The organism is Acidimicrobiia bacterium (genome assembly GCA_035651955.1).
In the GTDB taxonomy this organism is placed as follows: Bacteria; Actinomycetota; Acidimicrobiia; order IMCC26256; family JAMXLJ01; genus JAMXLJ01.
This window is the reverse complement of the sequence record DASRES010000055.1, coordinates 53,455-74,338: the sequence shown is the minus strand read 5'-3', so window position 1 is coordinate 74,338 and position 20,884 is coordinate 53,455. Positions and strand designations below refer to the sequence as shown.

Sequence of the window (20,884 nt, the reverse complement as noted above, 5' to 3'; positions counted from 1 at the left end):
CGGGCCGCTCGGGCCCCGCTTCCGCTCCGCTCACGCTCCGCTCGCTCATGTTCCCCGCTCTCGCGCCTACGGCGCGGGCCGCTCGGGCCCCGCTTCCGCTCCGCTCACGCTCCGCTCGCTCACGTGGGAATCGTCGCACACGAGCACGCGCGAGCCTGCTTCGAGTCGCGCTGCGTGGCGCGCGACGCGGTGCTCCGAAGCGGTCCACCGCGATGTGCCGCGCGCCCATCTACCGTGTTATGAAGCGGGGCGCGTGCCGGGTCCGCGCCGGCGAACCAGGAGACGTTTCCGCGCGATGCCCAACGTGATGGACTTCTTCAGGGACGCGTTCCACTTTGGGTGGGCGCCGGCCGCTGGTCGTCTCATCTGGGGGTGCGTCGTCGCGGTGATCGGGTTCGCGATCGGCGGCTACCTCGCGAGCAAGCCAAAGTCCGATCGCCCCGTGACGTGGGCACAGGCGATGGCCGGCGCGGTCGGCGTGTTCGCGATGTTCCTCGTCTGCTACGCGGTCATCCCGTCGGAGTGGATCACCTTCTCCGACAAGTACCTGCAGTGGACCGCCGACAAGTTCGTGTGGCGCAGCCAGCAGTCGATGCTCGGCCTCCCGTGGAACTGGCCGTTCAGCATGACGCAGCAGAACGTCCGCGACATCATCGCCGTCGGCATCTACGTCGTGTTCTTCCTGACGAACATCGTCCTGTTCCTGAAGTGGCAGAGCCGGCCGACCGCGGCCGAGCTCGCGGAGCGGGGCGAGTCGCCGACCACCGGCCGCTCGAAGTTCGGCCGTCCGCTGCGGCGACGCTCCGCCGTCGCCAAGGGCCGCGCGTGATGTCGCGGACCTGAACCGCACGTTCACACAACGGGAGCACCGGGCGCGATCCGACGACCGGACGTGGGAACGCCCCCGGAGGACCACGCGAGGAGAAGGTCCGTGGCGATTCGCAACGGCACGAACGGCAGGAACGGGCAGGGAGGCCCGGGCGCGCGCCTCGTGGATCGCGCACGCGAGACCGGCGACAAGCTCGCGAGCTCGCAGGTGGTGACGTCGATCCTCCGGCCTGGATCGGTGTTCCGGAAGGATCACGCGGACACGCCCCGTCAGCGCTCCTACGTGATCATGAACAGCGTGCTGTACCACCTCCACCCGGTGAAGGTGAAGCGGCACGCGGTGAAGGTGTCGTACACGCTCTGCCTCGGCGGGCTGTCGTTCTTCCTCTTCATCCTGCTCACGGTGACCGGCATCTTCCTGATGTTCTTCTACCGGCCGACCGCGGCGTCCGCGTGGGACAGCGTCAAGACGCTCGAGACCGCCGTCTACTTCGGGTCACTCGTCCGCAACATGCACCGGTGGGCGGCGCACCTGATGGTGCTGTCCGTCTTCCTGCACATGAGCCGCGTCTTCTACCACGGCGCGTACAAGGCACCCCGCGAGTTCAACTGGGTGATCGGCGTCATCCTGCTGACGCTCACGCTGCTCATGTCGTTCACCGGCTACCTGCTGCCGTGGGACCAGCTCGCACTGTGGGCGGTCACCGTCGGCACGAACATGATGGGCTACACCCCGGTGTTCGGGAACTCGGTGCGCTACGTGCTGCTGGGTTCCAAGGAGATCAGCGGCGACACGTTGCTGCGATGGTACGTACTCCACGTGCTGCTCCTACCGTTCACCATCGTCATCTTCATGGCGATCCACTTCTGGCGCGTCCGCAAGGACGGCGGCATCAGCGGTCCGCTGTAGGCCGGGAGGAAGCAGATGCCCGACATCCCCGACGAGACGCCGACAGCCGAGGAACCTCCCGCCGCGTCGTCGGAAGCCGCCGAAGCCGTCGCGCGCGAGGACATCCCGGAGAACCTCCTGGAGCGCGCGCACGAGCGAGTGGCCGCGATGGGAGACGGCGGCACGGGCGACGGTGCGCCGGCGACGCGCTCGACCGGCGGCAACGGCGGGAACGGCGGCGGCGTCAGCCGCGGTGGCACGGCCACGGCGGTCGCGACGACGAGTGAGCGCGAGGAGCGGCTGCTCGCGTTCGTGAAGGCCGGTTCCATCCAGCAGACGCGCGCCGAGGCCGAGGGCAAGGTCAACACGTGGCCGCACCTGCTCGTGATCGAGTTCGCCGCCATCCTCACGGTGTGCGCGGCGCTCATCATCTTCTCCGCGCTCGTGCGCGCGCCGTTGCTCAGCCTCGCCGACCCGAACTCGACACCGAACCCGTCGAAGGCGCCGTGGTACTTCAGTGGTCTGCAGGAGCTGCTGACGATGTTCCACCCGATGGTCGCGGGCGTGACCATCCCGGGGATGGGCATCTTCCTGCTGATCGTCACGCCCTACATCGACAAGACGCCGTCGCAGAACCCCGCGGACCGGAAGTTCGCGATCTCGATCTTCACCGTCTTCCTGATGTTCTGGGCGGTCCTCGTGATCATCGGATCGTTCTTCCGCGCGAAGGGCTTCAACTTCACCTTCCCGTGGAGCAACGGCATCTTCTTCGATCTCTAGCTGCAGGAAGCACGCGCCCGTGGCACTCGCCCTCATCATCGCGATCCCGATCCTGTTCATCGCGGCGATCGTCGCGATCTTCACGATGGGACGGCGGAACGCGAGCACGGGCACGTTGAGCCGAGAGACACTCCGGAGCGACCGAAGCGAGGAAGGGATCCCCGACGACATGCGTCCCGGCAAGGAGAGCGACGAGCGGCGCGCGCTGGCAGGCGGCGCGTCGGTCCCCGCGACGCGCGGCGCACGCGTCCCCGCCGAGCGGACGCCGGTCACCGACGAGGAGCTCGGGCTGTCGCGGCGTCAGTTCTTCGGCTGGGGGATCATCGGCGCGATGGCGCTCGCGCTCGGCAGCCTCGGCGCGGGCGTGCTCGCGTTCCTGTGGCCGAGCGGCTCCGGCGGGTTCGGCGGCAAGATCCCCGCGGGGGCTTCGCTCGCCGACATGCTCGCGTACAACACCGACAAGAAGCAGCCCTTCTACATCCCCGACGCGCGCGCGTACATCGTCCCCTATCCGAAGGCCGACCTACCGAAGGCGAAGAAGATCTACGCGCCCGTCATCTACACGGGCATGCAGCAGGGGATCGTCGCCCTGTACCAGAAGTGCGTGCACCTCGGCTGCCGCGTGCCGTTCTGCCAGACCTCGCAGTGGTTCGAGTGCCCGTGCCACGGCTCGAAGTACAACCGGGTCGGCGAGAAGACCGGCGGCCCCGCGCCACGCGGGCTCGACCGGTTCGCCGTCTACATCTCGGGTCAGAACGTCACGATCGACACCGGGCTCATCGTGCTCGGACCGCCGATCGGCACCGACACGACCGGCCAGGGCGCGGAAGGCCCGCACTGCGTGGGTTGATCGCGGCGGAGTGAAGGCGAAGGCGACCTCTCGATGACCGTACGCAAGGGCCTCATCATCATCAACATCATCGCGGCGCTCTTCATCGCGGGCGTGCTCGTGTACCGCGTGCTGTCGGCGCGCCGGAACCCGGACGCGAAGCTGCCCCAGAACCAGCGTCCGTACCTGACCGACGCCGAGCTCGAGGGCCCGAAGCTCGAGCGTGCCCTCGGTTGGGCGTTGTGGTGCGCGGTGATCATCGCCGCCGCGCTCCCGATCTACTGGCTGTGGGAGCCGACGCGCGAGTCGAAGGCGGTCGCAGGGTTCGACAAGGCGGCCGTCGACCGGGGTGCGACCCTGTTCGCGAACGACACGATGAAGGCGTACGACCCGACGCAGTCACTGCGCTGCGCCGACTGCCACGGCACGGACGCGAGCGGCGGGTCGACGACGTACGTCCTGCAACCGCCGGCGAGCGGCAGCAACCAACCCGTCCAGGTGACGTGGCGCGCGCCGGCGCTGAACACCGTGCTGCTGCGGTACACACCCGCGCAGGTGAACCAGATCATCACGTACGGCCGGCCCGGCACGCCGATGCCGGCGTGGGGTGTCGCCGGCGGCGGGTCGAAGAACACGCAGAGCGTGGACGACCTCATCGCGTACCTGCAGAGCATCCAGCTGTCGCCCGCGAAGGCGCAGCAGCAGGAGCAGAGCGATCTCAACAGCATGATCAGCACCGCGCAGTCCAACGTGAAGACCGCGCGGGACAACCTCGCGAGCGCGCAGCAGCAGCTGGCCCAGGACGAGGCCGCGCTCGCGAAGAACCCGACCGACAAGGACCTGCAGACGGCGGTCCAGCTCGACCGCGAGGACATCACGAACGCGCAGGCTGCGATCAAGAACTCGCAGGTCTACGCGCAGCAGACCCAACAGCTCGTCACGACGTGGAAGTCGGGTGACCCGAACGTGCAGAACAGCCCCGCGCAGATCGCGTACGGGAACCTGCTGTTCCAGGCCAACTGCGCGCGCTGCCACACGAGAGGCTGGTCGTACTTCGACCCGACCAAGGGCGGCGTACCACTCCCGTCTGCGCAGGGCACGGGCGCGTTCGGCCCGAACCTGACGAACGGCGCCGTCGTCGACCAGTTCCCCGGCCCCGAGGGGATCACGGAGCAGTACACGTGGATCGCCGACGGGGTCGAGGCGAACAAGCAGTACGGCGTGCGCGGCATCTCGTCCGGGCGCATGCCGCACTTCGGCACGCTCCTCTCGAAGGAGCAGATCGACGCCATCATCGCCTACGAGCGCAGCCTCTAACCGCGGGGAGCTCACGACGTGATCGGACTCGTCATCGCGCAGACCTCGACCTCACAAGGGCTCGCGCACAGGTCGCTGTGGTACCCGACGGTCCTCGGCATTCTCGTCGTGGTGGCCGCCGTCGGGCTGTTCTGCGGTTCCGTGTACCTGTTGCTGACGACGAACCTCGGCGCGCGCCTCGGCTTCCTCATCGCGGTGTCGGGCCTCACAGGGATGATGTGCCTGCTGTCGTTGCTCTGGCTGACGACGGCCTCACCGCTCGACACGCTGAAGGGCCGGCAGCCGACGTGGAAGGCGGTCGCGCAACTCGACTCGCCGAGCGCGTCCAAGGTCGCGGAGATCCGCAACATCAAGACGCAGGGCAAGCCCGTGGCCGCCGCCGACGAGGCGAACATCAAGGCCGCGGCTGACGCGGTGCTCGTCATCCCGACCGCCGTCGGTGGCGCCAAGCCGCCGACACCGGGGCCGTTCGCGAAGTTCCAGCAGTCGACGGACTACGTCGTGTCGAACATCCGCACCGTCGGCGGGAGCCACCCGAACCCGCTGAAGCTGCAGTTCACCCACAAGCCGTACTACGCGGTCGCCCAGGTATGCCCGGTGAAGAACGTCCGGGTGCCGTTCGGCGCACCGCTGCCGACCCCGACGTGCGACCCGACGAAGCCGGTGAGCTACCTCGTGTTCGAGCTCGACCTCGGCTCGATGCGCGTCCCGCCGCTCGTCGTGTTCTTCGCGTCGGTCGTGCTGTTCGCGCTGTCGCTGCTCGGGCTCCACTGGCGTGAGCGCGACCTGCAGGAGATGGCGGCCGAGGCCGAGCGCGCCGGCGGCGCGCCGGTGCCGGCGAGGCTCTGAGGAGGCGACGATGCACCGGATGACACGCCGAGTCGCGTACGTCACGACGGTCGCCACGCTCGCGCTCGTCGCGCTCGCGGCGCCCGCGTCGGCACAGCAGCTGATCAACGCGGGCGGCGAGAACGGGTACCCGGGTGGTGCCGAGGCGTTCCTCGGGCTCGTGATCATGGTGTACGTGATCGCGACGGCGCTGTTCTTCCTCGACCGCATCCGGCGCCGCCGCGAGCGCGAGTAGGCGAGCCGGGCGCTTCCTCAGCGCGCCCGCTTCGCGACGTCGAGCGCGGCCGCGCCGGCCAGCTCGACGGTGCGCTCCAGGATGGGCCACTCGTGCGCGAGGCCGAGGAAGATCGCCTCGAACGCGCTCGGTGGGAGGAAGACGTCCCGTTCGAGCATCGCGTGGAAGAACGCCGCGTGGAGCTTCACGTCGGCGGCCTGCGCGCTCTCGTAGTCGGTCACGGGCACGGGTGAGAAGAACAGCCCGAGGAGCGTCGCGACCCGTGGGACCTGCACCGCGAGATCCGCCTCGCGCAGCACGGTCGTGAGCCCGGCGGCGAGGAACGCGGCGCGGTCGGCGAGCGTCGCGTACACGCCGTCGTCGAGCAGCTCGAGGACCGCGAGTCCGGCCGCGGTCGCGAGCGGGTTCCCCGACAGCGTGCCGGCCTGGTAGACGGCGCCGACCGGCGCGAGCTCGTCCATCAGCGCGGCGGGGCCGCCCACCGCCGCGAGCGGCAGGCCCCCGCCGACGACCTTCCCGAAGATCGAGAGATCGGGCGTCACGCCGAACAGTCCCTGCGCGCCCGTGCGGGCGACGCGAAAGCCGGTGATGACCTCGTCGAAGATCAGGAGCGCGCCGCGCGCGTCGCACCGGTCGCGCAGCCGCGCGAGGAACCCGTCGCACGGTTCGACGAGGCCCATGTTGGCCGCGACCGGTTCGACGATCACCGCGGCGATGTCGTCGCCGCGTTCGTCGAACGCCGTGTCGAGCGCGGCGTCGTCGTTGAACGGCAGCACCAGCGTGTCGGCCGCCGCACCCGCGGTGACGCCGGCCGAGCCCGGGATGCCGAGCGTCGCGACGCCGCTGCCCGCGGCGACGAGCAACGCGTCGCTGTGACCGTGATAGCCGCCCGCGAACTTCACGATCGTGTCGCGACCGGTGGCTCCGCGAGCGAGACGCAGCGCGGTCATCGCCGCCTCGGTCCCCGACGAGACGAGCCGCACCTTCTCGACGGACGGGACGCGCTCGCAGATCGCCTCCGCGAGGCGTACCTCGTTCTCGGTCGGCGCGCCGTATGACGTGCCCGCCTCCGCGGCGCGCTTCACGGCGTCGACGACGACGGGATGGGCATGGCCGAGGATCGACGCACCCCACGACTGCACGTAGTCGACGTACCGCCGGCCGTCCGTCGCGACGAGATACGGGCCCTCCGCGCGCGCGACGAAGAACGGCTCGCCGCCCACGGCCGCGAACGACCGCACGGGCGAGCTGACACCGCCGGGGATCACCGCGCGGGCGCGCTCGAAGAGGTTCAAGACGCGTGGAGACGCTCGGCCGTCTCGCGGGCGAGGTACGTCAGCACGAAGTCGGCTCCCGCACGCTTGATCGAGACGAGGTGCTCGTGCGCCACCGCCTCACCGTCGATCCATCCCTCGCGCGAGGCCGCCTTGAGCATCGCGTACTCGCCGCTCACGTGGTACGCCGCCACGGGGACGTCGAACGACGCGCGCAGCGCGCTGATGACGTCGAGATAGGAGAGGGCGGGCTTCACCATCACGATGTCCGCGCCCTCGTCGACGTCGAGCGTCGTCTCCGCGATCGCCTCGCGCGCGTTCGGCGGGTCCATCTGGTACGCGCGACGGTCGCCGAAGCTGGGAGCGCACTCGGCGGCGTCGCGGAACGGTCCGTACAGCGCCGACGCGTACTTGGCCGCGTACGCCAGGATCGCGACGTCGGTGAAGCCGTCGTCGTCGAGCGCTTCACGGATCGCGCCGACCTGGCCGTCCATCATCCCCGACGGCGCGACGACGTCCGCCCCGGCCTCGGCCTGCGCGACCGCGATCGACGCGTAGCGATCGAGCGTGGCGTCGTTGTCGACGCTGCCGTCGTCGCGCAACAGGCCGCAGTGGCCGTGGTCGGTGTACTCGTCGAGGCAGTCGTCGGCGATCAGCGTGATCGCGTCGCCGACCTCGTCGCGGAGGTTGCGCAGCGCGACCTGCACCACACCGTCGTACGCGTCGGCCTGCGAGCCTTCCGGGTCCTTGGTCGCGGGGACACCGAAGAGGACGACCGCGGGGAGGCCGAGGCCGGCGAGCGCACGCACCTCCTTGCGGAGGCTCTCCTGCGTGTGCTGCACGACTCCGGGCATCGAGTGGACGGGCTCGGGCTCGCGGATGCCGTCCTTGACGAACAGCGGCGCGACGAGGTCGTCGACGGACAGCCGGGTCTCGGCGACGAGGCGCCGCAGCGCGGGCGTCCGTCGCAGCCGGCGGGGGCGCTGGTCGGGGAACGCCATGGCGTCCCGATGCTACCGGCGCCCGGCGGCCGCGAGACCGTCGACGAGGGCCGCGACCAGCCCGTCGATGGTGTGCTCGGTCGCCTCGGCATCGACCCGTACGCCGAGGTCGCGGGCCGTGGCCGAGGTCACGGGGCCGATCGAGACGACGAGGGGCCCGCCGCTCGGACGGTCGGCGAGCGGGCCGCCGAGGACCTCGCACAGGTTCCGGACGGTCGACGAGGAGGTGAACGTGACGGCGTCGACCCGCCCGTCCCGGACCGCGGCGAGCGCGGCGTCGTCCGGCCGGGACGTGGTGGTGCGGTACAGCACGAGGACGTCGACGTCGTAGCCGCGGGCCCGGAGGCCGTCGGGAAGGACGTCGCGCGCCTGCTCCGCGCGTGCGAGCAGCACGCGGGCGGCCCGGCCGCGCGCGCCGCCCGGGGCCGGGAACGCGTCGAGGAGGGACTCGGCGACGAAGCGCTCGGGGACGAGGTCCGCCGTGATCCCGCGCGTCGCGAGCGCGCTCGCGGTGCCCGGCCCGATCGCGGCGATGCGGAGGCCGGCAAGTGCGCGGGCATCGAGCCCGGCCGGGCGCAGGCCGCGGTCGAACAGCGCGTCGACGCCGTTCGCGGACGTGAGGACGAGCCATTCGTAGGCGCCGAGATCGGGAAGGACGACGTCGACGGGCTCGATCGCGATCGCGGGCAGCTCGACGACCTGCGCGCCGAGGTCCTCGAGCCGGGCGCGCAGCCCGCTCGCCTGCTCGCGTGCGCGCGTGACGACGACGGTCCGGCCGAACAGCGGCCGCGACTCGAACCACGCGAGGTCGAGCGCGGCGACCGGGCCGACGACGATCGCCGACGGGGCGCGCACGTCGAGGGACGCGATCGTGGCGAGCGTCCCGCGCACGGAGGCCTGGTCGAGGCGTGTGCCGTTGCGGACCGCGGCAACCGGCGTGTCGGGTGGGAGGCCGCCCGCGAGGAGCCGATCGACGATCGCCGGGAGGCGGCCGACCCCCATGAGGACGACGAGGGTGCCGCCGGCGCGCGCGAGCGCCTCCCAGTCGACGTCGGTGCGGCCCTTGGCCGGATCCTCGTGTCCCGTCACCACGGTGAAGTGCGTCGAGAGTCCGCGGTGGGTGACCGGGATCCCCGCGTACGCGGGTGCCGCGATCGCGCTCGTGATGCCCGGGACGACCTCGAACGGCACGCCCGCCGCGGCCAGGGCCTCCGCCTCCTCACCGCCCCGGCCGAACACGAACGGGTCGCCGCCCTTCAACCGCACGACCGTCTGACCAGCGCGGCCGCGCTCGACGAGCAGCGCGTCGATGTCGTGCTGCTCCATCTCCACGCGCCCAGGCGCCTTGCCGACGTCGATCCGCTCGGCCTCGCGCGGCGCGAGCTCGAGGAGCGCGGCCGACGCGAGGCGGTCGTGCACGACGACGTCCGCGCGCGCGAGCACCTCGGCACCGCGCACGGTCAGCAGACCGGGATCCCCGGGACCCGCGCCCACGAGGTAGACGGTCACGCGCGCGTCCCGGGCCGGTGGACTGTCACGCGCGTCTCGCGCAGCGTGTCAGGCGGCATCGTCGAGCAGCGCGGAGCCGCCGGACTCCAGGACGAGCCGACGCGCGGCTTCGACACCGAGCGCGCGGGGGTCGTCCCCCGACACCTCGGCGCGCAGGACGACACGCCCGTCGAGCGACGCGACCAGCGCGCGCATCGCGAGACCTCCGTCGTCGCGGTCGGTCGCGAGCGCGCCGCACGGGAGGTTGCATCCGCCGCCGAGCTCGGCGAGGAACGCGCGCTCGGCGTCGACCGCCCGGTGCGCCCGCCGGTCGTCGACCGCGCCCAGGAGCTCGAGGGCGCGCGCGTCGTCCGCACGGCACTCGACTGCGAGTGCACCCTGGGCGACCTGGGGCACGAGCGTGGACGGGTCGAGGACCTGCGCGACGCGGTCGTCGAGGCCGAGTCGTTGCAGCGCGCAATACGCGACCACGACCGCAGCGAATTCACGCGAACGCGCGACGCGCGTCGGGATGTTGCCGCGGAGCTCCCCGAAGAGCAGGTCGGGACGCAGCGCCGCGAGCTGCGCGCGCCGGCGGACGGATCCCGTCCCGACGCGTCCGCCCGTCGGCAGCTCGTCGAGACCACGACCGACGAGCGCGTCGCGCGGGTCGGCACGCTCCGGGACGGCGGCGAGGACGAGACCGTCGGGAAGGGCCGACGGGAGGTCCTTGCCGGAGTGCACGGCGACGTCGGCGCGACCGTCGAGGACCGCCTCCTCGACCTCCTTCACGAAGGCACCGGTGCCACCGATGGTGTGGATCGGGACGTCCGCCCGGCGATCGCCGGTCGTGGTCACGATCACCAGCTCCGTGGGCGCGTCGAGCATCGACGCGACGCGTCCCGCCTGCCAGCGCGCGAGCTCACTGCCGCGCGTGGCGAGGCGCACCGGCTGCGTCGGCATCGCTACGACGCGGTGGGGGGCTCGGGCGGGACGTCGACCAAGCCGAACAGCTCGGTGAGCGCGTCCGAGTAGGTCGCGCCGCGAGGAGTTCCCGCGGCGTCCTTGATGCGCACGGTCGGGTCGTGCAGCAGCTTGTTGACGATCCCCTCGGTGAGCGCCTCGACGGTGCGGCGCGCGGCGGGATCGAGGGCTTCGAGACGCGAGCGGAAACGGTCGAGCTCCGCGCGGCGCACGTCCTCGCCGCGGGTGCGCAGCGCGCGCACGATCGGTGCGACCTCACGTGCGGTGTGCTCCGTGCGGAACCGCTCGAGCTCCTCGGCGACGATCGCCCGAACCTTGCCGACCTCGCGCTGCCGCTGCGCGAGCGAGTGGTCCGCGAACGACTTCATGTCGTCCATGTCGAGCAGCGTGACGCCGAAGACCTGCCGTACTCCGGGATCGACGTCGCGCGGGATCGCGACGTCGACGACGAGCAGCGCGCGCCCGTCACGGCGTTCCATGACGAGCTCGACGTCGCTGCGCTCGAGGATCACCTCGGGCGCGCCGGTCGACGACAGCAGCACGTCGCACGTGACGAGCGCGTCCGCGACCTCGCCCAGCGAGATCGCGCGGCCGCCGACTCGCCGCGCGAGGTCGTTGGCGCGCGCGGGCGTTCGGTTCGCGACGACGATCTCCGCGACGCCCGCGCCCGCGAGCGCGACCGCCATCCCTTCGCCGACGTCGCCCGCGCCGAGCACGAGCACGCGCCGTGTCGTGAGCGTCCCCAGCCGGTCGACCGCGAGCGCCACCGCCGCGGACGAGACCGACACCGCGTGGCGGCCGATGCCCGTCTCGGTACGGGACCGCTTCCCGACCTCGACCGCCTGCTGGAACACCCGCGACAGGACCTGCCCGGCCGTCCCCTCCTCCTCCGCGGTGCGCCACGCGCCGCGCACCTGGCCGAGGATCTCGCCCTCGCCGATGATCATCGAGTCGACGCCCGCGGCGACACCGAAGAGGTGCGCGACCGCGGCGTCGTCGTGGTACGTGTACAGGTGGTCGCCGAGCTCGTCGGGATCGACCGAGCCGTGACCGGCGAGGTAGTCGCGCACGTCCTGCACGGCGGGGTGGAACAGGGTGGTGCGCGCGTACACCTCGGTGCGGTTGCACGTGGACAGCACGACGGTCTCGGCGAGGTGCTCGCGGGCGGCGAGCGCGTGGAGCGCCTTCGGCAGCTCGCTGGGGGCGACCGCGACGCGCTCCAGGAGGTCGACCGGAGCGGTCCGGTGGTTGACGCCCACCACGATCACAGACACGCGCGGAGCAGCTCCTTGGCCTCGGGGACCCGGCCGGCGCGGATCAGGTCGAGGATGCCCGAATCGAGGGCCTTTCGCCAATCGGCCGTCTCGCTGGAACGCCCCGCGGCCCGCATCGATTCCCGCTCCGCGGAGAGCAGGTCGAGCAGGGTCCCGTACTCCGGCCCGAGCTCCGTGCGGATGCGGTCGCGTAGCCAGGTCGCGAGGGCGGGGCTGCGGCCGTTCGTGCCGATCGTGACGACGACGTCGCCCTGCCGCACGACCGACATCAGCGTGAACGAGCAGTTCGCGGGGTCGTCGGCGGAGTTGACCCAGATCTGGCGTTCCTCACCGGCCTCGAAGACCGCGTGGTCCACGTCAGGCACGCCCGTGGCGGTGGTGGCGAGCCACGCACCGTCGAGATCCGCCGCCTCGAACGCCCGCTGCGCGACCGTCACGACGCCCGCGTCGCGCCACTCGGCGACCCGGGGATCGAGCTGGGGCGCGACGACGTGCACGCGGGCTCCGGCGTCGAGCAGCGCATCGATCTTGCGCGCCGCGATGCGACCGGCGCCGACCACCACACAGCGGCGACCGGCGACCACGAGGTTCACCGGGTAGCCGCGCGCGGTCACCCCACACGCTCCCGCAGGCCGTCGTCGTCGGGCGTCCCGCCGGCGCCGGTGCCGTCGCGACCGTCACGGCCGTCACGCCCGGGGCGTCCGCCCGAGGACCGGGGCGGGCCTCCCCGACGCAGCTGGTAGAAGGACAGGATCTGCAGCTCGATGGCGAGGTCGACCTTGCGGATCGACACGCCGTCGGGGACCGAGAGCACCGCGGGCGCGAAGTTCAGGATCGACCGGACGCCGGCCGCGACGAGCCGGTCGGCGACCTCCTGCGCGACGTTCGGGGGCGTCGCGATCATCCCGATCGAGATCTCCCGCTCCTGCACCACCCGGGGCAGCTCGTCGACCGCCTGGATCGGCAGGTCCTCGATGCTCTGACCGACCTTCTCGGCGTCGGCGTCGATCAGGGCGGCGATGCGGAAGCCGCGCGCGCCGAAGCCGCGGTACTTGGCCAGCGCCTGACCGAGGTTCCCGACACCGCAGATGACGACGGGCCAGTCGCGGGTAAGACCGAGCTCGCGCGAGATCTGGTCGAGGAGGAACTCGACGTCGTACCCGACGCCGCGCGTCCCGTAGGAGCCCAGGTAGGACAGGTCCTTGCGGACCTTCGCGGCGTTGACACCGGCCATCTCGGCGAGCCGCTCGGACGACACCGTCGTCGTGTGGTGCTCGGCGGTGTCGACGAGCGCGCGGTAGTACAGCGGGAGCCGCGCGACCGTCGCTTCGGGGATCCGGCGGGGCGACCCCGCGGGCGAACGGTCGGGCACCGGTTGCGCGCTCCTCGGAACGGGCCCGCCGACGGTGGGCCACTCGCGACCAGCCTAGCGCCGCTTGTGCACTCAGTCACAAGCGGCGGACGCACATGCTGTCGTGGGTGCTCGCAGCGACCCGGCCGGTGCCGGGTGCGGACGTTACGCTCGCAGCTCCGATGGTCTCCGGGCTCGCGTTCATCGCCACCGCGGTGTCGTCGCTCTTCGCGCAGGCGACGCTCGTTCGCTACACCCGGCAGCGCAAGCCCCACGAGCTGGCCTGGACGGTCGCGCTGGCGATGTTCGCCCTGGCCGCGGCGGCGCTCGCGTCCGGCTCGACGGGCGGGTTCGACAACGGGACCTTCCGGTTCTTCTACCTGCTCGGCGCGGTGCTCGACGTCCCGTGGCTCGCGCTCGGGACGGTGTACCTGCTGTTCGGCACGGGAGTCGGCCGGCGGGTGCAGTGGGTGCTGGTCGGCTTCAGCGGGTTCGCGGTGGGCGTGATGCTGTCGGCACCGATGCACGCGGTCTCGGGCACCGTGATCCCCGTCGGCAAGGACGTGTTCGGTGTCGCGCCGCGTGTGCTCGCCGCGGTCGGGAGCGGCCTCGGGGCCACGGTCGTGTTCGCGGGAGCCGCGTGGTCGGTGATCCGGTTCGTGCGCGCGCGGCAGCGCCCGGGGAGCGCGCGGATGGCCGTCGCGAACGCGCTGATCGCGGCCGGGACGCTCGTGCTGTCCGCCGGCGGCGTCCTCCAGGGCGTGGTCGGCCACGACGAGGCGTTCGCGCTGTCGCTCGCCGTCGGGATCACCGTGATCTACGCGGGGTTCCTCGTGACCGCGCGCCGACCGTCGGGCGCGGTGTCGGGCGCGCCGCCGGTCGCGACACCCACGACGGTCAGCGTTCCAGACGGCGGCGCAGCAGCTTCCCCGACAGGCCGCGCGGCAACGTCGCGGTGACCTCGATCTCGTCCGGGCACTTGTAGCGCGCCAGCCGCTCGTGCGCGTGCGACGCGAGCTCGCGCCGGAGCGTCTCGTCGTCCGTCACGCGGTCGCGTTCGGGGACGACGTAGGCGCGCAGGCGCTCACCGGTGCGGGGATCGGGGACGCCGACGACCGCGACGTCGCGCACGTCGGGGTGCGCGCCGAGGACGTCCTCGACCTCGGCGGGGAACACGTTGAACCCCGACACGATGACGAGATCGCGCAAGCGGTCGACGAGCCGCAGCGATCCCTCGTCGTCCGCGACCGCGACGTCCCCCGTGCGCAGCCAGCCGTCGTCGGTGCACGCGGCCGCCGTCGCGGCGTCGTCGCGCCAGTAGCCGCGGAAGACGTTCGGGCCGCGGACCCAGATCTCGCCCGGATCGCCGACGAGCACGTCGGTGCCGTCGGCGTCGACGAGTCGTACGTCGACCCCCGGGATCGCGACACCGATCGAGCCGGCACGCGGGATGTCGCCGACGACGCTCGTCGTCACGACCGGTGACGTCTCGGTGAGCCCGTACCCGTCGTGCAAGGTCACGCCGAAGCGGGCGTGGAACGCCGATGCGAGCTGCGGGTCGAGCGGCGCCGCGCCCGAGACCGCGAGCCGCACGGACGCGAACGTCGCGCGCGTCACGGTGTCGTCGGGGAGCTCGAGCCAGCTGCGGTAGATGGTCGGGACGGCGGCGATCACGGTGACGGCCTCGCGCTCGACGACGTGCGCGGTGTCGCGGGCGTCGAAGTGCGCGACGGGCACGATCGACGCGCCGACCGCGAGTGCGACGCCGATCACGACGTTGAGCCCGTACACGTGGAAGAACGGCAGCACGCCGAGCACGACGTCGTCGGACGTTCGGCGCGTCGACGGGTGCGACTGCAACTGCGCGATGTTCGCCCCGAGGTTGCCGTGGCTCAGCATGGCCGCGCGCGGCGCGCCCGATGTCCCGGCCGTGAACAAGAGCACGGCGAGGTCGTCGTCGTCACGCGGCACGGGGACGAGGGGCTCGAGCCCGTCCCCGGCGGGATCGGACACGTCGACGACACGCGAGACGACCGCCGCGACGTCGGGCGCGGCGAGCTGCGCGCCGACGTCCGGACCGCGCAGCACGAGCGCCGGCTCGACGAGCGCGAGCTCGCGCCCGAGCTCGGGCGCCGGTGCACTCGGGTTGAGCGGCACCGCGACCGCGCCGCACGCAAGCGTCGCGAGGTAGGCCACGACGAAGCTCTCGTCGTTCGACGCGAGCAGCGCGACGCGCTCGCCGGTGCGGACGTCGTCGGACAGGAGCCGGGCCAGGCGGCCCGCACGCAGCGCGAGGTCGCCGTACGTGACGTCGTGCTGCGCGCGGATCGCGACGGAGTCGGGCGCGGTGCGCGCCGGGCCGAGCAGCACGGAGGCCAGGTTCACCGCCCCGCCCCTCCCCCAAGCACGGGCCGGGATCGTAGCGACCAGCCGTCAACCCTCGGTTCCGAGAGCCACATCCCGCCAGAGCAGCTCTTGGCCGCCCGCAGCGGCGAGCTCCTGCCGGCCGGTGTCCCGGCCCGCAGCGAGCGCGGCAGAGCTCAAGGTCCGGCCGCATCCGCCCGATACCTTCCTCGGCCCCGGGACGCGGGCCGGCTGCCGGAGGCGGGCGCCCGACGTGCCGCCCGAGGGCATCCGAGGCGGGCAGGCATCGACGGGAGGCGACCGGATGCGGCGAATCGTGCTGGCAGCACTGCTCGTGCTGTCGACGATCGCTGTGCTCCCGACGACCGCGGCGACCGCGGACTGCGACCTCGTCGGCGCGACGAACTCGTTGCGCGCGAGCCAGGGGCTCGCGCCGCTGTCCGTCGACGGGAACCTGACGGGCAAGGCGTCGAGCTGGGCCGCGCACATGGCCGCGGCCGGGACGATCTCGCACTCGAGCCTGGCCTCCGGGATCAGCGAGCCGTGGTCCCGCCTCGGCGAGAACGTCGGGATGGGTCCGAACCTGTGCGCGATCCAGCAGGCGTTCGTCGCCTCACCGGCGCACTACAGAAATCTCACAGATCCGGGGTTCCGGTACGTGGGCGTGGGCGTCGTGAGCTCCAACGGGACGTTGTTCGTCGCGGTGGAGTTCATGCAACCAGCCTCCCAGCCCGCCCCAAGCACGTCCGCGAACGCGGCCGGAACCCCGTCTTCGCGGTCGGCGACACGCAGCCGCAGCGCTTCGAACGGCGCGTCGCCGACCCCCGTGGCGGCCCCCGCACCACCGCCGCCACCGCCTCCGCCGCCTCCGCCGCCGCCACCCGCGACGTTGGTGCGCGCGATCGCACGGTTGCACGCGTTGGACAGCTGACGCGCTCGGCGCGGCGGTGATGCGCGATCGCGCTAGCCGCCGAGGTGGAACACGAACTGCGCGATCGCGGCACCGAGGATCATCACGAGCAGCGCGACGATCGCGATCGACGTTCCGGGGCGCACGCGCGCAGGGTAACCGGCGCCATCGCGCCTCGGCGGATCAGGTGCGCTTCACGATCGTGACCGGCGAGCCCTCGCGCAGCGAGCACGCCGCGGCGGCCGACGCCCGGTCGAGCGCGATCGACACCATCCCGTAGGAGTCGACGAGCACGACGAGCTCCGACGGCCGCGCATCGGCGTACACGTGGACCCAGCGCGCCATGCGGGTCTCGTTGCCGAGGCGCAGCTCGACGGTCTCGCCCGGACGCGCGCCGGTCGCGGCGAGCTCGTCGGGGCCGACGTTCAGCTGGCAGTTGCCGAAGCGGTCGACCCACCACACCTCGCCTGCGAGCCCGTCGTCCTCGTCGCGTGGCAGCGGGACGAGGGCGGGGACGAGACCGGCCGGGTCGACGACCTCGCCGAGCTCGGTGAGGGGCGTCCCGGCGGCGAGGTACGCGGCCGCGGGCGCCATCACGTCCCGGCCCGCGAACGTCGGACCTGGCGCGTCCAGACGGTGCGCCTCGCTCGTGAGGGAGACGACCGTGCGCGCGCCGCCGACCATTGCGACGGCGGGTGCGAGCAGGCCGTTGTCCGGCCCGACGAGGAACCCGTCGTCGACCTCGACCGCGACCATCCGCCGGTCCGTGCCGACGCCGGGATCCACGATCGCGAGGACCACCCCGCGCGGGAGGTACTGGACCGCGCGCACGAGCGCGAGCGCGCCCGCGCGCACGTCCTGGGGTGCGACGTCGTGCGTGATGTCGACGACGGTGACGTGCGGGGCGATCCCGAGGATGACGGCCTTGCAGACACCGACGAACTCGTCGGTGAGCCCGTAGTCGCTGAGGAACGAGACGACCGGGAGACGGTCGGGCACGCGGCGAGCGGTTACCCGGCCTCCGTGTAGCGCGAGCCGAGGTAGCGGTCGACGTCCTCCTCGCGCACGCGGAACGAGCGCCCGACGCGCACGGCCGGCAGGTCACCCGCCTTGATCAGCCGGTACACGGTCATCGACGACACGCGCATGAGGTCTGCGACCTCCTGCACGGTCAGGAATCGGGCCTTCGAGAAGGACTGGCTCACCGGTCACCCCACAACTCCGTCCGCCTCGGCGAGGGTACGCCGGGAGATTCCTGGTGTCCAGCGTGCGTGGTGTGATCCGTGACGATCAGCGGGTCAGTGTTGCCGCTGTCGACGCGCGTGTGACGCGCGTACTCGTGCGGCACGCGCGTCACGACCCCGCGCGTCCCAACTCGGCCGAGCGCCGGGTCGCCGCGACGACCGCTTCGACGAACGCGGCGCGCACCGCGCGCTGCTCGAGCATGTGCACGCCGGCGGCCGTCGTCCCGCCCGGCGACGTGACCGCCGCGCGCAGCGCTTCGGGCCCCTCGTCGCCCTCCGCGAGCAACGTCGCCGCGCCGAGAAGCGTCTCGACGACGAGCGTCGACGCGGTCGCGCGCGGGAGACCGACGAGCACGCCCGCCTCCACGAGCGCCTCCGCGACGAGGAACAGGTACGCGGGACCGGACCCCGAGAGGCCGGTCACGGCGTCGAGCAACGTCTCGGGGACGCGCACGACGACGCCGACCGCGCCGAGCAGCCGCTCGGCGAGGCTCAGGTGCGGGTCGCGGGCGGCCGATCCGGGCGCGATTGCGGCGGCGCCCCGGCGCACGAGCGCGGGCGTGTTCGGCATCGCCCGGATGACGGGCCGGCCCGGTGCGAGGCGCTCGAGCTCCGCGATCGTCACGCCGGCCGCGATCGAGAGCACCAGCGTGTCGTCGCCCAGGCTCTGCGCGGCGGCGCCGAGGGCGGTCGCCACGTCGCCCGGCTTGACCGCGACGACGACGACGTCGGCGTCGGCCACCGCCCAGGCCGGGCTCGGCACGACCCGGGCGCCCGGGAACCGCTGCTGGAGCGCCTGGCGCCGGTCGGGCTCGACCTCCGCCACGGCGAGCTGGTCGGCCTCCCACCCGGCGTCGAGCAGCCCGGCGAGCAGGGCCTCGCCCATGCGGCCGCCGCCGAGGAGCGCCGTGCGGGTCACGGCGCCACCGTAACCCGGGGCGCGAGAGGGCCCGAGGAACGCTCGGACCCGCCGCACTTCCCCGAACGGCGGGGCCTCCTGCACCTCGGGCCCTGCAGTCGCTACCCGTCGGCAACGACCCGTACACCGTAGCGACAATCCGTACCGTCACGCAACCCGACGCGACACGACGCAACGCGACGCATCGTGAGACGGCGCCGTGGGCGCCGTCAGGCTCTCGGCGGGCCGAACCCGAGGCGGATCGCGGGCTGGAACCACTGCTCGACGAGCTCGAACAGGACGCCGACGATCCGGTCGAGCTCCCACTCCGTGAGGTGCTCGAGCGCCAACCGGCCCACGAGATAGACGTCGCCGTCGGGGCCGAGCGAGAACCTCGCCCCGTACATCGTGTGGTTGCGGTGGAGCAACCACTCGTACAGCTCGAGGCGGTTCCGGGGCGGGTCGGGCATGAAGTAGAGCTCGTAGCGCAGCGTGCGCTGGTGGAGGTCGAAGTAGATCGTCGCCGCGTCGCGACCCTCGCAGCCGAAGCGGACGTACCAGCGCCGGATCTCGGGGTCGTACTCGACGTGCTGGACGGCCGGCTCGTCGCGCACGGGCCCGAACAGCTGCGCGTCGACGAGTGCGTGCGCGGCGTCGAGGTCGAGCAGATCGTCGCCCGTCATCGCCGAGGCAACCACGTCACGCGCACTGGACGGGCTCGCGGGCGGCGAGATCGGCGTACAGCCGCCGGAGCCGGCCCGCGGTGATGCTCCACGAGTAGCGGCGCGAGCGCGCGTGCGCGGCGACGCCGAGCTCTCGGGCGACGTCGGGGGCGTCGAGGAGCACCGCGACCGGCGTCGCGAACGCGACGGGATCGCGCTCGGTGACGAGGAACCCCGTCTGGCCGTCGTCGACCAGCGAGCGCAGACCGCCGACGGCCGTGGCGACGACGGGTGTCCCGCACGCGGCCGCTTCGAGCGCGACGAGGCCGAACGACTCGCTGCGTGACGGCACGAGGCAGACGTCTGCCGCGCGATAGAACGCGCGCAACCTGCCATGGCGCTGCGGCGGCACGAAGCGAACCTGGTGGTCGACGCCCAGCGCGCGGGCGACGTCGCGGAGATGCGCGAGCTCGCGGTCGCCGTCCGCGCCGCTCGGACCGCCCACGACGAGGAGCAGCGAGCGTGGGTCGTCGAGCGCGGCGAGCGTCTCGATCGCGAGGTCCGCACCCTTCAACGGCTGGATGCGCCCGACGAACAAGAGCACCCGCCGGTCACCGACGCCGAGCGCGTCGCGCGCACGCGCGCGGTCCACGTCGTCGCCGGGCGAGAACAGCTCGTGGTCGACGCCGGGCGGGACGATCTCCACGCGCTCGGGGTCCGCGGCGTAGAGGTCGACGAGCTGGTCGCGCTCCTCGACAGTCGACGCGCACAGCAGGTCGCTGCAGCCGATCACCTCCTGCTCGACGCGTGCACGGTCGCGCGCGTCGTCCGAGCCGTCGACGCCGGCGGACGCCTTGACCCGCGCGAGCGTGTGGAACGTCGACGCGAGCGGGACGTCGAGCTGGTGCTTGAGACGGTGGCCGACCGCGCCCGAGATCCAGTAGTTCCCGTGCAGGACGTCGTACTCGACGTGCGCGTCCCGCTGGTGTGCGAGCGTCGCGTCGACGAGCTCGTCGACGAGCTCGTCGAGCGCATGCTTCGGGACGGGCGCGCGCGGCCCGGCCGCCAGATGGACCACACGGAAGCCGGGCTCGACGTCGACGACGGGCCGCAGACCGGGACGGTCGGCGCGCGTCAGCACGTCGCACTCGACGCCCGCGCGCGCGAGCGACGACGCGAGCGCGTGCACGTACACGTTGAGCCCCCCGCCGTCGCCCGTGCCCGGCTGCGCGAGCGGCGACGTGTGCACGCTGAGGATCCCGAGACGCCGGACCATGCCGCCGGGGATCGTAGCCAGGGTACCCCCGGCTCAACCGTCCCGTACGTCGCCGGCGGCCCGCTCGCCGTGGAGCCCGGCCTCGCGCTGGAACGACCGGTAGATCTCGACGAGCGCCTGCTTCTGCCCGTCGGTGATGGTCGGGTCACCGCGGATCGCGGCGACGAGGTCGGGCGTGTCGTCGCGCTCGTCGAGGATCCCGGCCTGCACGTACAGCGTCTCGGCCGAGATCTGCAGACCGCGCGCGATCGCCTGCAGGATCTCCGCGCTCGGCTTGCGCAGACCCCGCTCGATCTGGCTCAGGTACGGGTTCGAGATCCCCGCGAGCTCGCTCAGCTTCCGCAACGACAGCCGGTCGCGACGGCGTTGGTCACGGATGAACGCGCCGAGCTCGCGCAGGCGCGCCTCGAGGGCCTCGGGTGCGGCCACGC

The 20,884-nt window shown here is 72.5% G+C and carries 23 protein-coding genes; 9 read left to right on the top strand and 14 right to left on the bottom strand.

Features of this window, described 5'->3' with window-relative positions; translation table 11 throughout:
- Positions 1 to 295 precede the first annotated feature (295 nt).
- The 7 genes from VFC33_12655 (at position 296) to VFC33_12625 (ending at position 5,727) form a co-directional block, all read left to right on the top strand.
- Positions 296 to 829, top strand: a complete 534-nt coding sequence (locus VFC33_12655; protein HZR14088.1) for a hypothetical protein — start codon at positions 296 to 298, stop codon at positions 827 to 829.
- A 237-nt stretch (positions 830 to 1,066) separates the two neighbouring features.
- Complete coding sequence (extP, locus tag VFC33_12650) at positions 1,067 to 1,738, top strand: selenite/tellurite reduction operon b-type cytochrome ExtP (protein HZR14087.1); 672 nt, start codon at positions 1,067 to 1,069, stop codon at positions 1,736 to 1,738.
- A 15-nt stretch (positions 1,739 to 1,753) separates the two neighbouring features.
- Positions 1,754 to 2,497 (top strand): menaquinol-cytochrome c reductase cytochrome b subunit, encoded by a 744-nt coding sequence (locus VFC33_12645; GenBank protein ID HZR14086.1) that lies wholly within the window; start codon positions 1,754 to 1,756, stop codon positions 2,495 to 2,497.
- A gap of 19 nt (positions 2,498 to 2,516) precedes the next feature.
- Positions 2,517 to 3,347 carry a Rieske 2Fe-2S domain-containing protein gene (locus VFC33_12640; protein ID HZR14085.1) on the top strand — a complete coding sequence of 277 codons (831 nt, stop codon included), beginning with the start codon at positions 2,517 to 2,519 and terminating at the stop codon, positions 3,345 to 3,347.
- A gap of 33 nt (positions 3,348 to 3,380) precedes the next feature.
- Positions 3,381 to 4,643 carry a c-type cytochrome gene (locus VFC33_12635; GenBank protein ID HZR14084.1) on the top strand — a complete coding sequence of 421 codons (1,263 nt, stop codon included), beginning with the start codon at positions 3,381 to 3,383 and terminating at the stop codon, positions 4,641 to 4,643.
- Positions 4,644 to 4,661: 18 nt separating this feature from the next.
- Positions 4,662 to 5,492, top strand: coding sequence for a hypothetical protein (locus VFC33_12630; protein ID HZR14083.1), 831 nt, complete (start codon positions 4,662 to 4,664; stop codon positions 5,490 to 5,492).
- 19 nt (positions 5,493 to 5,511) lie between these two features.
- Complete coding sequence (locus VFC33_12625) at positions 5,512 to 5,727, top strand: hypothetical protein (protein ID HZR14082.1); 216 nt, start codon at positions 5,512 to 5,514, stop codon at positions 5,725 to 5,727.
- A 17-nt stretch (positions 5,728 to 5,744) separates the two neighbouring features.
- Here the strand turns inward: VFC33_12625 and hemL are convergent, their stop codons facing one another.
- The 7 genes from hemL to VFC33_12590 are packed head-to-tail and all read right to left on the bottom strand — an operon-like array spanning position 5,745 to position 13,120.
- Entirely contained in the window at positions 5,745 to 7,022 is a 1,278-nt protein-coding gene (gene hemL, locus VFC33_12620; protein ID HZR14081.1) for a glutamate-1-semialdehyde 2,1-aminomutase, read from the bottom strand.
- Entirely contained in the window at positions 7,019 to 8,002 is a 984-nt protein-coding gene (hemB, locus tag VFC33_12615; GenBank protein ID HZR14080.1) for a porphobilinogen synthase, read from the bottom strand. Before hemB ends, hemL begins: the two co-directional genes overlap by 4 nt.
- Before the next feature lie 12 nt (positions 8,003 to 8,014).
- The gene (gene cobA, locus VFC33_12610) at positions 8,015 to 9,511 is read right to left on the bottom strand and encodes a uroporphyrinogen-III C-methyltransferase (protein HZR14079.1); all 1,497 of its coding nucleotides are present in this window, start codon (positions 9,509 to 9,511) and stop codon (positions 8,015 to 8,017) included.
- Between the two features lie 48 nt (positions 9,512 to 9,559).
- Positions 9,560 to 10,453: a hydroxymethylbilane synthase gene (gene hemC / locus VFC33_12605; GenBank protein ID HZR14078.1), complete on the bottom strand. Its 894-nt coding sequence runs from the start codon at positions 10,451 to 10,453 to the stop codon at positions 9,560 to 9,562.
- Positions 10,454 to 10,455: 2 nt separating this feature from the next.
- Complete coding sequence (locus VFC33_12600; GenBank protein HZR14077.1) at positions 10,456 to 11,748, bottom strand: glutamyl-tRNA reductase; 1,293 nt, start codon at positions 11,746 to 11,748, stop codon at positions 10,456 to 10,458.
- Positions 11,739 to 12,362: a bifunctional precorrin-2 dehydrogenase/sirohydrochlorin ferrochelatase gene (locus VFC33_12595; GenBank protein HZR14076.1), complete on the bottom strand. Its 624-nt coding sequence runs from the start codon at positions 12,360 to 12,362 to the stop codon at positions 11,739 to 11,741. Before VFC33_12595 ends, VFC33_12600 begins: the two co-directional genes overlap by 10 nt.
- The gene (locus VFC33_12590) at positions 12,359 to 13,120 is read right to left on the bottom strand and encodes a redox-sensing transcriptional repressor Rex (GenBank protein ID HZR14075.1); all 762 of its coding nucleotides are present in this window, start codon (positions 13,118 to 13,120) and stop codon (positions 12,359 to 12,361) included. The genes VFC33_12595 and VFC33_12590 overlap by 4 nt, the downstream gene beginning before the upstream one ends.
- Before the next feature lie 161 nt (positions 13,121 to 13,281).
- On the opposite strand from VFC33_12590, the gene VFC33_12585 reads away from it, so the two are divergent.
- Positions 13,282 to 14,058: a hypothetical protein gene (locus VFC33_12585; protein ID HZR14074.1), complete on the top strand. Its 777-nt coding sequence runs from the start codon at positions 13,282 to 13,284 to the stop codon at positions 14,056 to 14,058.
- On the opposite strand, the gene VFC33_12580 is transcribed toward VFC33_12585, so the two are convergent.
- Positions 13,997 to 15,484 carry an AMP-binding protein gene (locus VFC33_12580; protein ID HZR14073.1) on the bottom strand — a complete coding sequence of 496 codons (1,488 nt, stop codon included), beginning with the start codon at positions 15,482 to 15,484 and terminating at the stop codon, positions 13,997 to 13,999. The genes VFC33_12585 and VFC33_12580 overlap by 62 nt on opposite strands.
- 283 nt (positions 15,485 to 15,767) lie before the next feature.
- Here VFC33_12580 and VFC33_12575 point away from each other — a divergent pair, with 283 nt between their 5' ends.
- On the top strand, positions 15,768 to 16,394 hold the full coding sequence (locus VFC33_12575; GenBank protein ID HZR14072.1) for a CAP domain-containing protein: 627 nt from the start codon (positions 15,768 to 15,770) through the stop codon (positions 16,392 to 16,394).
- Positions 16,395 to 16,556: 162 nt separating this feature from the next.
- On the opposite strand, the gene VFC33_12570 is transcribed toward VFC33_12575, so the two are convergent.
- The 6 genes from VFC33_12570 to VFC33_12545 all read right to left on the bottom strand — a co-directional run bounded on the left by VFC33_12570 (position 16,557) and on the right by VFC33_12545 (position 20,882).
- Positions 16,557 to 17,372 carry an SAM-dependent chlorinase/fluorinase gene (locus VFC33_12570; protein ID HZR14071.1) on the bottom strand — a complete coding sequence of 272 codons (816 nt, stop codon included), beginning with the start codon at positions 17,370 to 17,372 and terminating at the stop codon, positions 16,557 to 16,559.
- Positions 17,373 to 17,383: 11 nt separating this feature from the next.
- Positions 17,384 to 17,578 carry a helix-turn-helix domain-containing protein gene (locus VFC33_12565; protein HZR14070.1) on the bottom strand — a complete coding sequence of 65 codons (195 nt, stop codon included), beginning with the start codon at positions 17,576 to 17,578 and terminating at the stop codon, positions 17,384 to 17,386.
- Between the two features lie 148 nt (positions 17,579 to 17,726).
- Positions 17,727 to 18,536, bottom strand: a complete 810-nt coding sequence (proC, locus tag VFC33_12560) for a pyrroline-5-carboxylate reductase (GenBank protein HZR14069.1) — start codon at positions 18,534 to 18,536, stop codon at positions 17,727 to 17,729.
- Between the two features lie 209 nt (positions 18,537 to 18,745).
- The gene (locus VFC33_12555; GenBank protein ID HZR14068.1) at positions 18,746 to 19,198 is read right to left on the bottom strand and encodes a YbjN domain-containing protein; all 453 of its coding nucleotides are present in this window, start codon (positions 19,196 to 19,198) and stop codon (positions 18,746 to 18,748) included.
- Between the two features lie 16 nt (positions 19,199 to 19,214).
- Entirely contained in the window at positions 19,215 to 20,453 is a 1,239-nt protein-coding gene (locus VFC33_12550; GenBank protein ID HZR14067.1) for a glycosyltransferase, read from the bottom strand.
- Between the two features lie 33 nt (positions 20,454 to 20,486).
- Positions 20,487 to 20,882, bottom strand: coding sequence for a helix-turn-helix transcriptional regulator (locus VFC33_12545; protein ID HZR14066.1), 396 nt, complete (start codon positions 20,880 to 20,882; stop codon positions 20,487 to 20,489).
- Positions 20,883 to 20,884 lie beyond the last annotated feature (2 nt).

Bases quoted from the DNA above. Each gene is read 5' to 3' on its own strand.
- VFC33_12575 (HZR14072.1), top strand. From the start codon at position 15,768: ATGCGGCGAATCGTGCTGGCAGCACTGCTCGTGCTGTCGACGATCGCT.
- hemB (HZR14080.1), bottom strand. From the start codon at position 8,002: ATGGCGTTCCCCGACCAGCGCCCCCGCCGGCTGCGACGGACGCCCGCG.
- VFC33_12655 (HZR14088.1), top strand. From the start codon at position 296: ATGCCCAACGTGATGGACTTCTTCAGGGACGCGTTCCACTTTGGGTGG.
- VFC33_12635 (HZR14084.1), top strand. From the start codon at position 3,381: ATGACCGTACGCAAGGGCCTCATCATCATCAACATCATCGCGGCGCTC.
- VFC33_12585 (HZR14074.1), top strand. From the start codon at position 13,282: ATGGTCTCCGGGCTCGCGTTCATCGCCACCGCGGTGTCGTCGCTCTTC.
- VFC33_12625 (HZR14082.1), top strand. From the start codon at position 5,512: ATGACACGCCGAGTCGCGTACGTCACGACGGTCGCCACGCTCGCGCTC.
- VFC33_12550 (HZR14067.1), bottom strand. From the start codon at position 20,453: ATGGTCCGGCGTCTCGGGATCCTCAGCGTGCACACGTCGCCGCTCGCG.
- hemC (HZR14078.1), bottom strand. From the start codon at position 10,453: ATGCCGACGCAGCCGGTGCGCCTCGCCACGCGCGGCAGTGAGCTCGCG.
- VFC33_12645 (HZR14086.1), top strand. From the start codon at position 1,754: ATGCCCGACATCCCCGACGAGACGCCGACAGCCGAGGAACCTCCCGCC.
- VFC33_12555 (HZR14068.1), bottom strand. From the start codon at position 19,198: ATGACGGGCGACGATCTGCTCGACCTCGACGCCGCGCACGCACTCGTC.